At 37.9% G+C, this 11,923-nt stretch carries 10 protein-coding genes; 1 reads left to right on the plus strand and 9 read right to left on the minus strand.

Annotation, left to right across the window (positions count from 1 at the left end; genetic code table 11):
• Positions 1 to 9: 9 nt before the first annotated feature.
• The 6 genes from C1T31_RS03920 to C1T31_RS03945 form a co-directional block, all read right to left on the minus strand.
• The gene (locus tag C1T31_RS03920; RefSeq protein WP_103051133.1) at positions 10 to 459 is read right to left on the minus strand and encodes a Na(+)-translocating NADH-quinone reductase subunit F; all 450 of its coding nucleotides are present in this window, start codon (positions 457 to 459) and stop codon (positions 10 to 12) included.
• Between the two features lie 58 nt (positions 460 to 517).
• Positions 518 to 1,285, minus strand: coding sequence for a DUF6090 family protein (locus C1T31_RS03925; protein ID WP_103051134.1), 768 nt, complete (start codon positions 1,283 to 1,285; stop codon positions 518 to 520).
• A gap of 4 nt (positions 1,286 to 1,289) precedes the next feature.
• Positions 1,290 to 2,018, minus strand: coding sequence for a DUF6090 family protein (locus C1T31_RS03930; RefSeq protein WP_103051135.1), 729 nt, complete (start codon positions 2,016 to 2,018; stop codon positions 1,290 to 1,292).
• Between the two features lie 20 nt (positions 2,019 to 2,038).
• Complete coding sequence (locus C1T31_RS03935; protein ID WP_103051136.1) at positions 2,039 to 2,368, minus strand: hypothetical protein; 330 nt, start codon at positions 2,366 to 2,368, stop codon at positions 2,039 to 2,041.
• Positions 2,369 to 2,445: 77 nt separating this feature from the next.
• The gene (locus C1T31_RS03940) at positions 2,446 to 2,652 is read right to left on the minus strand and encodes a hypothetical protein (RefSeq protein ID WP_103051137.1); all 207 of its coding nucleotides are present in this window, start codon (positions 2,650 to 2,652) and stop codon (positions 2,446 to 2,448) included.
• Positions 2,653 to 2,659: 7 nt separating this feature from the next.
• Positions 2,660 to 3,625 carry a hypothetical protein gene (locus tag C1T31_RS03945; protein WP_103051138.1) on the minus strand — a complete coding sequence of 322 codons (966 nt, stop codon included), beginning with the start codon at positions 3,623 to 3,625 and terminating at the stop codon, positions 2,660 to 2,662.
• A 113-nt stretch (positions 3,626 to 3,738) separates the two neighbouring features.
• On the opposite strand from C1T31_RS03945, the gene C1T31_RS03950 reads away from it, so the two are divergent.
• A complete protein-coding gene (locus C1T31_RS03950) occupies positions 3,739 to 4,116 on the plus strand; it encodes a Na(+)-translocating NADH-quinone reductase subunit F (RefSeq protein WP_103051139.1) in 378 nt (125 codons plus the stop codon).
• Between the two features lie 6 nt (positions 4,117 to 4,122).
• Here the strand turns inward: C1T31_RS03950 and C1T31_RS03955 are convergent, their stop codons facing one another.
• From C1T31_RS03955 to C1T31_RS03965, 3 genes are read right to left on the minus strand one after another with little or no spacing between them, the layout of a single operon-like run.
• On the minus strand, positions 4,123 to 5,991 hold the full coding sequence (locus C1T31_RS03955) for an OmpA family protein (protein WP_103051316.1): 1,869 nt from the start codon (positions 5,989 to 5,991) through the stop codon (positions 4,123 to 4,125).
• A 4-nt stretch (positions 5,992 to 5,995) separates the two neighbouring features.
• On the minus strand, positions 5,996 to 6,934 hold the full coding sequence (locus C1T31_RS03960) for a PorP/SprF family type IX secretion system membrane protein (RefSeq protein ID WP_103051140.1): 939 nt from the start codon (positions 6,932 to 6,934) through the stop codon (positions 5,996 to 5,998).
• Positions 6,935 to 6,948: 14 nt separating this feature from the next.
• Positions 6,949 to 11,904: a T9SS type B sorting domain-containing protein gene (locus C1T31_RS03965; protein ID WP_165780062.1), complete on the minus strand. Its 4,956-nt coding sequence runs from the start codon at positions 11,902 to 11,904 to the stop codon at positions 6,949 to 6,951.
• Positions 11,905 to 11,923: the final 19 nt, after the last annotated feature.

The raw sequence follows: 11,923 nt of genomic DNA on the forward strand, positions 1-11,923 counted from the left end.
TTTTTTATTTTAATTTAAAACGAGGTCTTTCTTCTTTGGTTGATAGGCAAATAGTTTTGAGCAATCCATAACATTTGGAATATGATCTAATTCACAAAGTATTTCAATAACGCTTGAAAGCCCTTTAAATAGGTTTTCCGAGTTTGTAGGATTACTTGGTTTGTTATGACTATGATGAATAGGTAAAACATAGCCACAACCTTTTAAAAAGGCTTGTTCTATTTGTAATAATTCCATTGGTGAATATCCATTAAATCGCTTACCCAATTTTTGGTTCACCAATCCAACATAGTTAAGTTTCAAAGAGCCATGATCATCAGAAAGATGCTTCCAAAAATCTTGATTGTTCAAAATATTTCCAACAGCACATTGCTTACAATCTTCTGGATGGAGTGTATTATTGTGAAACGCAGTGTATAGTTTTTTAACGGCAGATTCAAATCTTTTGGAAGTTGTCATGGCTTTTAAATTTCAATAAAAGTTACAAAAAATATTTTTTTGCGATTTGACCCAAACTTCAATTTTTGATTTTGAGTCTTTTGTCAATCTGTTTTAAAAGATCTGCGGCTAACTCTTTTTGAATTAGAATTCGTTCAACAACTCGACTTTTTCGGGTATAATCTGCAAATAATCTATTGCGATATGTATTTGAAAGAATAAATTCGATAATCTCAGCTCTAGTTTCTTCATCCAGATGATTGATATGATTTAATTCAGTGTTTTCATCTAGAACAGAGAGGTCAATGCTATTTATAGTTAAAAAGGCACTGTCATTCATGTCAATGGTCTGTTCTTTATCCCATTCAATGTATTCGCCATAAATTTTATATTCAACGGTATAATACAAATTAATCGTATTAAATAGTTCTCGATATTCTTTTGCTTCTGTGAAACCAGTATTAAGCAATTTGGAGTATGTTGAATTATTGATTTGATAAATACGCATCGAGTGGTGCACTCTCAATATATTATAGAGTGAATCGGAATTAATGGATTCAAACGCATTGATTTTTAGAATAGCTTGATCTTTTTTTATGGTATTAGTAGCACGCTTTATGGCTTTGTTGAATATAATGGTGTCATTAATTAAATCTTTTTTAAAATCTTCTAAATAGCTAATGGTTAATACTTTGTTGTTTTGCTTTTGTTTCCAATTATTAATTTGAAGAGCAATTAGAATACCGATGACGACCAATATGATTTCACCAACAGCATATTTTAAATATTTAGTGGATTTATTTTCCATGACTAATGATTTACGAATATTGCGGAAGATTTTTAGCATAATATTAGTTTTCTACTTCCTGCAAGTAAGCCTCCAGTTTTTGTATAAATTCTGAAATTTGGGTATTAAACTCAGTTACTTGATTCAATGCGTTCAGCATAAATCTTTGCGATAATTCAATATTTGGTTTAATATCATCATTTTTTATTAGCTCTAGATAGCTACGCATCGTACTGTCATTGGTAATGGATTTTAGTTCTTCAGAATATTTAAGGTAAAGTGGTATGGCATATTGTTCTCCCATCCTGTTAGAAAGTTCTATGGCAGTGGCCACATATTCATATTTAGCATAGTAGCGTTTTAAATATTTTTCAATGGAGTCGTTTTTGATAATATCAACGGCATCAGAATTGTTCACTATAATATGGGATTGATAGGCTAATCTTGATCCAAATAAGGTGGAATTTTCTTTATGCTTTAATTTTGAAATGGAATCGACCAAAGCAGAATCATACATTTTTAAAACCAATTCTTGAAGAGAGTCGGTTTGTTTCAAAAAATTAGCCCTAGACCCAAAGAAAATAGAATCTGCACGAGCATCTTCCAGAAGTTGCTTTATTTGACTGATTTCTGCTTGTTTTGCCAGTCTGTTATTGTTCCAGTTATTTATTTGAAGAGCGATTAAAATCCCAATCACTACCAAAATTATTTCACCAATGGCGTATTTAAAGTATTTACGGGTTTTGCTTTCGCTCATAAGGTTATAGCGTATGCTTCTAAAGAACTTTATCATTTCAATAGATATTAACTAGTTTAATACAGAATGTTGTCTAATATCCTATCTAGATTACGTTCCATCATTTTAAAGTCGCAGTCGCTAAAGAAAATTTCATAAATTTCTCTTCTAAGTTGAGCCAGCTCCATGTTGGTAAATTCATGATGGTGAATATTGTCATCAATTTTCTCAAGGCGCTCATCATCATTATCATTTGAAAATACCTTGTAGATCTTGTTAAAGGTTTCTTCATCTACTTTCGACTTAATTAAATTAATTTCATCTTCAGTTTCCACTGAATCAGCATTAGCACACAGAAGTAAAATATAAATTTGCAACTCTGTTTTAGAAAATTTGTTTGTACTCATAATTTGTAATTGTTATTAAAATAATAATGCAGTTTTGAAATGGTTTCTAACCTAATTTCCCATGGCCATCAATGTCTTTAACTAAATGTGTTTCTAAAGAAAACAAAGCTTTTTGAAGTTGTTTTTAGATTGGGGTTAACTTTTTCATTCCAATTGTTAATTTGTAAATCTGTTAAAATCCCAATCACTACAAGAAGTATTTCACCAAAAGCATATTTAAAGTATTTGCTGACCTTCCCTTCATTGAGAAGTGTTTTTATAAAATTTTTAAAGAATTTAATCATATTTAAATCAGCTTAATAAATTATAGGTTATAAGTAACTGGTTATTTTCTTTCCATTTTATCCATCCTTTTCCAGTTGTTTCAAATTCATTGTTAAGCAGAAGTACGTACATCCAGCTTTGTTTAACTTTCAAGGGTTTCATAAAGCTATGGTTTGTATTAACGAATCCGGCACCATCCAATGGTTTAACATGCACTTTTTGAGAATTTTGACCTATAAACTCAACACTATTTACACTTAATAAAAATTCAGGCCAATACTTAAAAACTCCAGATTGTTTATCAATGTATGCTGTTTGCAAGGTTGAAGTATTGACAATGACTTCCAAAAAATCTTCACTAACCGAAACGACCTTAAAATATAGCATATCATAATCTAACTTTAAATGGTCTGGAACCAACCAAGGTGGTGCTGTAGCTATATTAAAGCTTCCATATTCGCTTTTTTTAAATGTAATACTATCAGTTGGTATGTGTTCCATTAGTGACTTTTCCAAATTCAAGTTTCCATAGAAATACAAGGCTTTGTTTTCAAACATATTGGGTGAAAACATACCAAAACCCATGATGGTTTTTTTTTGACTTTTTTTGTGAGTATCTAAAAGCATAGTCATTAGCTTGGCTTCTGTTGCTGTTGGTTTTGTAGGCGTGTTTTGTTGTTGTGTTTCTCTTTCTTGTTGTGTTTTGGTGTAGAATTTCCAGATGAAGTATCCAAGAGATAAAACAACAATTACTCCCAAAACTTTATTGATTGTCAAAATGGTATTTCTGGAAGATTGATAAGCTAGAAAAAAAGCTAAAAGTAAGGCAAAAAAAGAACTGATAATACCATAACCTAAAACAATAGCACCGCCAGCCAACACTTGATCTTTAGCAGCGTCAGTGACCCCAGCATAGATAACTCCCAAGAAAAAGAAAGCAATAACAACTAAAAGATACAGCAGAAGACTATAGGGCTTGAAAAGACTTTTCATTACTTTTTAAAATTTAAGCAAGAAAATTCTAAAGGTAGCTTTGGTTGGTGCTTTTAAAGTTAAACAATTTTTAATTCTTCTTTATTCAAAATATTAAGTATTAATTTTGCCATATGAAAAAGGCGCTTACAGAGCAGGAATTGCATAATTTGGCTATGAATCATGTTGGTAAAGAGTTGGAACAACGAGGATTTGAATTTGTAGCCATTAATAGTAAGTTAAAAAAGCATCCACAGTTTGTTTGTATAGATAAGAATAGTCAGTATTATTTTGTGTTGGTAAGAGCTGTTATATTACCCGATAATCCTAATAATTACGATGTGGTTTGGATGGAAACTTTCAAAAAGCATGCCCGGGAAAAAGATGCCAAAGTATTATATGCAGGTGTAGGTCTTGGAAATCCTGAAGGTGAAGATTTACCAATTTATTTAAATGAGGAATATCTTATTGAATACAATGGTATTCAGGTAATTGAAACTCATTTAAATTAGTTGTTGTTACTTCAAGATTATAAACTCACAGCGTCGGTTTATGGCATGTTCATCTTCAGTGCAATTTTCACCGCAATTTACCAATGGTTGACTTTCACCAAATCCTTTAGATAATAGTCTTTTTCTATCAATACCATTAGATACTAAATACTCTAATGTGGAGCGTGCTCTATTGTTTGATAGCTTTAAGTTATATTCTTCGCTACTTCTAGAATCTGTATGGGCTCCTAATTGAATTTCCATACGAGGATACTTTTTTAATAAGTCAACCAGTACATCCAAGGTTTTGGCAGCTTGTGGTTTGATATCCCACTTGTCTAAATCAAAATAGATGTTTTCCAATTCAATGTAAATGTAACCATCAATTTTGGTAACGACAATTTCTTCGGCGTCATCATAAGATTCAATTTCTAACTCAATATTTAGTTCAATTTTACCTTCGTCTGAGGTGTTGAAATCTTCTGAAGTTGGGATGTAAAAATCACGATATCCTTCAATTTTATATTTTTTGTTGGGTTCTGTTTCAAAAACATATTTTCCGTTTTCATCTACATATGTTTCACCTGCAATGCTGCCATCTTCATTATAAAGTGTAATTTTTGTTCCTGGTAAAATGGCTTTGGTGTTTTTGTCACGTACTTCTCCTTCAACTAAATAGGTTCTTATGTTTTCTTCACGTTGAAAAGCATAAATTTTATCTGAACCATCTCTATTGGAAGAGAAATAACCTTTTTGAAATGAACCCTTCAACACAAATCCAAAATCATCCATACCTGAATTTAGCGTACTCCCTAAATTTTGAGGAGTTGAATTTCCTTCGTCCTTTAAATGAACCATGAAAATATCTAAACCACCAAGTCCTTCTAATCCATCAGAAGCATAGTATAATACATTATCTTTTGAAACAAAGGGAAATTGTTCACGGTGTTTAGTATTAATGGATTCTCCCATATTTATAGGTTCGCTGTAGTTATCACCATTAATGTCAACATAAAAAATATCAAAAGAACCATAAGATCCTGGCATATCACTGGAAAAATAAAGCCTGTTGTTATCCTCATCCAGAAATGGATGCTGCGTTGAGTAAGTATCATCTGTAAAGGGAAGTGGTTCCACATTTGTCCAAGTACTATCAACTAATTCAGCTCGATAAATTTTAACCACAGCATATTTATATTCACCTATTTTAACCTGCTTGTTGTGGGTTCTAGAGAAGTACATGGTTTTACCATCATTGGTAAATGTGGCATTACTTTCATGAGTGTCACTATTTATATCTTCGGAAAAAGGCTCAATAGACACAAAATCGATATCATTACTCACAGATGCTTTATAAAGGTCCAGATACGGTTTTTCATTCCATTTATAGCTTGGGCTTTCAGAGTTCCTTAGTGAAGCGAATACAACATCGTTACCCAGAAACGAAACACCAAAATCACCAACTGATGATCCTGTATTTACTGATTTTACAGTATAATCATAAGGTACAGTTCTAGTTAATTTATCAATAAAATTTTGGGTATTTACTTCCTCGCCAAGATAGGCTTCCAGTATTTGGTCGGCATTTTCATAATCATTTAGGCCTTTCAAGGTGTGAGCATATCTGAAGAAAACCTCTTTGTCTAAACTGTCTTTATATTTTGAATACAATTCACTATATGTACTTTTAGCCTTTTCGATTTCTGAATTGAAATAATAGCAATCAGCCAAATTGGTAAGTACTTCTTGATTGGGCTCTAGTTCTTCATAAAGTGAAGCAGCTTCAACATAAGCTTTGTTATCAAAAAGTCTATTGGCCAGTTTTAGCTTTCTTGATTGCCCAAAACTAACACTGGTAATTATTAACAAGCTTAATATAATCGTGTTACGCTTCATAGTTTTAAAAGAATCTTGGTGATTTATCATAACCATTTCCTAGTTTTCCAATATCAAATAATATGATGATTTCATGAGAACCTGAATTAAATCTTCCCAAATTTGATAGGGTATAATCATAAGCATATCCAACTCGTAAAGGATCAATGATTCGAAAATTTGCCAAGGCACTAACAGAATCATCAAATCTATAACCTACACCCAATTCGAATTTATCGTTGATTAAAACATTGGTTGTAATATCAAGAGATATAGGAGCACCTGTAACAGCCTTTGCCATAAATGCAGGTTTTAATTTTAAGTTATCATTTAAATTAAAAACATAACCACTTGTTAAAAAAAAGTGCATTTCTTCAGAACCAGATGTTACAATACCACTGTCATTATCTAAATGTTCTGACTTCAATAAATTGGGTACAGATAAGCCCAAATAAAACTGGTCATTAAAGTAAAATGCTCCAATTCCTATGTTTGGAAAGGTTCGGTTTAAATTATTTTCAAATGCCCTATCGGGTAGTGGGTCTGAATAAACAAAACCATTGAAATCCGTGCTAAAAAATGTGGCTCCAGCTTTTACTCCAAATGATATTTTAGAATTTTCGTTAACTGGAATAGCATAAGCGAAATCCGCAAAAACATTTGTCTCTTTGACAACATCACCAATTTGATCATGAACAATCGATATGCCACCTTCCATTCTTCTACCTAAAACGCCATGGGCAAAAAATGATCCTGTAGTTGGGCCACCAACTGAACCGACCCACTGTGCGCGATAGAGAACACCAAGATTAATAAGATTTGGATTGTCAGTTGCATATCCAGGATTAATTACACTCATATTGTACATATACTGTGTAAATTGAGCATCTTGCTGAGAATAGGATGCCATTCCTGAAAGAATCAAGATTAGAATAAAGGTATATTTTAAAATATGTTTAGTCATAATGTATTAATCAACTATCTACTTAAATAAACTCTCCCCTGAATTGGGTCTCGGTTTCCATCATTAAACTTTAAAATATAGAAATAGACACCTACTGGTAACTTTGAGTTGCCCAGTGTAATTCCTTTATCAGAATAGCCATTCCAGTTTGGGACATTTCTATTGCCCTTATAGAGTATATTTCCGTAACGATTATAAATCTCCAAGGTAAAATTTGGATAAAGGTCTCTCAAGTTTACAATATTAAAGTCATCATTTATACCGTCATCATTTGGAGAAAACCCATCTGGAATAATAATATCATCAGGACAGTCATTAAGTAATACGGTAACTTCCAATCTGGGTATACTCTCACAACCTTCTGCTGTCAATGTAGATGCATAATAGGTCTGACCATTAATTAGTAATGTTGAATTATCATATGCATTTCCATTACTTGGAGCATCATACCATGTGATTGGACTATTTCCTATAATATTTGCAGATAAATGAGAAATTGTGGGTTCATCTTGTTCACAAAATATGTATCCTTCTTGAATAATTTCTGGCGTGACATTCTCAAATACTATAAAATCAGCTGATGCGACTGAAGTTATATCAGCACTACACATAGAATTTGTTGGTATTAAGGAAATAATTGTTAGGGTTGTAGTACCAATATTAGACAAGATACTTTCTGGAATACTAAATTGTGAATTACCGGCTGAAAACACAACATCAACTGAATTGGACGAATTATTTGCATTGGTTAATGTATAAACAAGTGTATAATTGCCATCTTGTAAAAAATCAGCACCTGAAAGATTTACAACGTTTGGAAGCCCTAAACAAATGTTACCAACTGCAATTTGCAGGCCCGTAGCATCAGCATTCAATTCAATGGTCACAGAGATTTCGGATGAATCTCTTTGATTACATGAGTTGGGTCCAACACTATACGTATAGACACCAGGCGCATCCACTGTGGGATCGAATAGACCAGTACCAGAGGCTAGAGCAGGGCTCCATATACCACCTGAATCGGGGTTGCCAGTTATATAATTAAAAAGGTCTTGAGGGCCATCGTTAGAACATATGACCGCCGATCCATCATCTCCAGCATTAGGTTCCGGCACAACAGTCACAGTCACTGTAGCCGAAGCATCAGGACAAGGCGGTGTACCCGCTACGGTATAGGTATAGATACCAGGTGCATCCACAGCAGGGTCGAACAGGCCAGTACCAGATGCCAGTGCAGGGCTCCAGGTTCCACCGGAATCAGGAGTACCAGCAAGAGCAGTAAAGAGATCCTGTGTAGCATCATTATTACAAATGTCAATAGATCCGTTGGTTCCAGCATTGGGCTCTGGTACAACGGTTACAGTCACGGTGGCCGAAGCATCAGGACAAGGCGGTGTACCCGCTACGGTATAGGTATAGACACCAGGTGCATCCACAGCAGGATCGAACAGACCAGTACCAGATGCCAGTGCTGGGCTCCAAGTTCCACCGGAATCAGGTGTGCCTCCAAGAGCAGTAAAGAGATCCTGTGTAGCATCATTATTACAAATGTCAATAGATCCGTTGGTTCCAGCATTAGGTTCCGGTAAGACAGCCACAGTCACTGTAGCCGAAGCATCAGGACAAGGCGGCGTACCCGCTACGGTATAGGTATAGACACCAGGTGCATCCACAGCCGGGTCGAACAGGCCAGTGCCAGATGCCAGTGCAGGGTTCCAGGTTCCACCGGAATCAGGTGTGCCTCCTAATATGGTAAAAAGATCTTGAACGGTTGTGTCACTAGCACAAATATTAATGGAGCTGCTGGTTCCAGCATTAGGTTCCGGCACAACAGTCACAGTCACGGTAGCCGAAGCATCAGGACAGGGCGGTGTACCCGCTACGGTATAGGTATAGATACCAGGTGCATCCACAGCAGGGTCGAACAGGCCAGTACCAGAGGCCAAAGCGGGGCTCCAAGTTCCACCTGAATCAGGAGTACCACCGAGAGCAGTAAAGAGATCCTGTGTAGCATCATTATTACAAATATCAATGGATCCGTTGGTTCCAGCATTAGGTTCCGGCACAACGGTAACAGTCACGGTAGCCGAAGCATCAGGACAAGGCGGTGTACCCGCTACGGTATAGGTATAGACACCAGGTGCATCCACAGTAGGGTCGAACAGGCCAGTTCCAGAGCCCAGAGCGGGGCTCCAAGTTCCACCGGAATCAGGCGTACCGCCTAATATGGTAAAAAGATCTTGAACGGTTGTGTCACTAGCACAAATATCAATGGAGCTGCTGGTTCCAGCATTGGGCTCTGGTACAACGGTTACAGTCACGGTGGCCGAAGCATCAGGACAAGGCGTCGTACCCGCTACGGTATAGGTATAGACACCAGGCGCATCCACTGTGGGATCGAATAGACCAGTACCGGAAGCCAGTGCAGGGCTCCAAGTTCCACCGGAATCAGGAGTACCAGCAAGAGCAGTAAAGAGATCCTGTGTAGCATCATTATTACAAATGTCAATAGATCCGTTGGTTCCAGCATTGGGCTCTGGTACAACGGTTACAGTCACGGTGGCCGAAGCATCAGGACAAGGCGGTGTACCCGCTACGGTATAGGTATAGACACCAGGTGCATCCACAGCAGGATCGAACAGACCAGTACCAGATGCCAGTGCTGGGCTCCAAGTTCCACCGGAATCAGGTGTGCCTCCAAGAGCAGTAAAGAGATCCTGTGTAGCATCATTATTACAAATGTCAATAGATCCGTTGGTTCCAGCATTAGGTTCCGGTAAGACAGCCACAGTCACTGTAGCCGAAGCATCAGGACAAGGCGGCGTACCCGCTACGGTATAGGTATAGACACCAGGTGCATCCACAGCCGGGTCGAACAGGCCAGTGCCAGATGCCAGTGCAGGGTTCCAGGTTCCACCGGAATCAGGTGTGCCTCCTAATATGGTAAAAAGATCTTGAACGGTTGTGTCACTAGCACAAATATTAATGGAGCTGCTGGTTCCAGCATTAGGTTCCGGCACAACAGTCACAGTCACGGTAGCCGAAGCATCAGGACAGGGCGGTGTACCCGCTACGGTATAGGTATAGATACCAGGTGCATCCACAGCAGGGTCGAACAGGCCAGTACCAGAGGCCAAAGCGGGGCTCCAAGTTCCACCTGAATCAGGAGTACCACCGAGAGCAGTAAAGAGATCCTGTGTAGCATCATTATTACAAATATCAATGGATCCGTTGGTTCCAGCATTAGGTTCCGGCACAACGGTAACAGTCACGGTAGCCGAAGCATCAGGACAAGGCGGTGTACCCGCTACGGTATAGGTATAGACACCAGGTGCATCCACAGTAGGGTCGAACAGGCCAGTTCCAGAGCCCAGAGCGGGGCTCCAAGTTCCACCGGAATCAGGCGTACCGCCTAATATGGTAAAAAGATCTTGAACGGTTGTGTCACTAGCACAAATATCAATGGAGCTGCTGGTTCCAGCATTGGGCTCTGGTACAACGGTTACAGTCACGGTGGCCGAAGCATCAGGACAGGGCGTCGTACCCGCTACGGTATAGGTATAGACACCAGGCGCATCCACTGTGGGATCGAATAGACCAGTACCGGAAGCCAGTGCAGGGCTCCAAGTTCCACCGGAATCAGGAGTACCACCAAGAGCAGTAAAGAGATCCTGTGTAGTATCATTATTACAAATGTCAATAGATCCGTTGGTTCCAGCATTGGGCTCTGGTACAACGGTTACAGTCACAGAAGTCGAGGCATCAGGACAAGGCGGTGTACCAGCTACGGTATAGGTATAGACACCAGGTGCATCCACAGCAGGATCGAACAGGCCAGTACCAGAGGCCAGTACGGGACTCCAAGTTCCACCGGAATCAGGTGTGCCTCCAAGAGCAGTAAAGAGATCCTGTGTAGCATCATTGTTACAGATATCAATAGATCCATTGGTTCCAGCGTTTGGCAATGGAGATATGTTCACTGTAACTGTTGAATTAGTAGGTGAACAGGTATTGCCTGGATCTACAGTGTAAGTAAAAACATAAGGACTCCCAGCTGTTGTCATCATGGTAATATCAACAGTTCCGGTACTCCCATTTGTTGTAGCAAAAGGACCACTCCATGTACCTGATAAGTCGGGAGTGCCAGAAAGTTCATCAATTAAATCAATAGTTATAATGGTATTTACTTCTGATTCACAAATATTAGTGAAACCATTTGAGCCTGAATTTCCTGGATCATCAATAATGACTGTTACCTCAAACCTATCGTTACTTTCACATGGTGGGTCAGTTGATGTTGCAAAATAGTTTTCACCATCAATTAGTAAAGTGGAAGGGTCTAATGGAATAACAGAGGTGTTCGTGGCATACCAATTATCGGCTCCTGAAGCAATCAAATCTCCAACAGTGGGCGGGTTTTCTGAACAAAATGTTTGAATTGGGTTCCCAGTTGGGACAGGCACTACTCCTATAACCGCTAAAACCGACAATCTGGAAGTTCGACATCCGGTATCGGGATTTTCTTGATCTGCATAATATATGGTGTTATCGGTTAAGACCGTAGTAGGAGCTAAAGGGCTACCGCCAGAAGGCACATTATACCATTGAACATTATTTCCAATAGCAGTTAAATCAGAAATTGTGGCATCATTTGGGTCATCCACACAGACACCTTGAAAATTTAGACCAAAAGGAGCACCATAAATTGTGACATCCACACGTTCTCTAATGCCACAACTACCAGAGTTATCATCGGCATAATAATCTTCACCATCAACGAGACCAGCTGTACTAGATAGTGGTGTTGTAGAACTTGGAGTGTCATACCAGACAATACCGCTTCCATTGTCAATAGCTAATAAATCAGCAACCGTTGGATCGTCAATATCACAGAAGGATTGCGTTGCGCTACTAACAGTAGGGCATTGGGCAAAACTGTTGATAAAAAAAACGATAAATAAATACGTCAAAAGGGTCTGACGTTTTAAA

Source organism: Hanstruepera neustonica (assembly GCF_002895005.1).
GTDB lineage: Bacteria > Bacteroidota > Bacteroidia > Flavobacteriales > Flavobacteriaceae > Hanstruepera > Hanstruepera neustonica.

Coding starts and splice junctions, on each gene's coding strand:
- C1T31_RS03920 (WP_103051133.1), bottom strand. CDS start 459: ATGACAACTTCCAAAAGATTTGAATCTGCCGTTAAAAAACTATACACT.
- C1T31_RS03925 (WP_103051134.1), bottom strand. CDS start 1,285: ATGCTAAAAATCTTCCGCAATATTCGTAAATCATTAGTCATGGAAAAT.
- C1T31_RS03930 (WP_103051135.1), bottom strand. CDS start 2,018: ATGATAAAGTTCTTTAGAAGCATACGCTATAACCTTATGAGCGAAAGC.
- C1T31_RS03935 (WP_103051136.1), bottom strand. CDS start 2,368: ATGAGTACAAACAAATTTTCTAAAACAGAGTTGCAAATTTATATTTTA.
- C1T31_RS03940 (WP_103051137.1), bottom strand. CDS start 2,652: ATGATTAAATTCTTTAAAAATTTTATAAAAACACTTCTCAATGAAGGG.
- C1T31_RS03945 (WP_103051138.1), bottom strand. CDS start 3,625: ATGAAAAGTCTTTTCAAGCCCTATAGTCTTCTGCTGTATCTTTTAGTT.
- C1T31_RS03950 (WP_103051139.1), top strand. CDS start 3,739: ATGAAAAAGGCGCTTACAGAGCAGGAATTGCATAATTTGGCTATGAAT.
- C1T31_RS03955 (WP_103051316.1), bottom strand. CDS start 5,991: ATGAAGCGTAACACGATTATATTAAGCTTGTTAATAATTACCAGTGTT.
- C1T31_RS03960 (WP_103051140.1), bottom strand. CDS start 6,934: ATGACTAAACATATTTTAAAATATACCTTTATTCTAATCTTGATTCTT.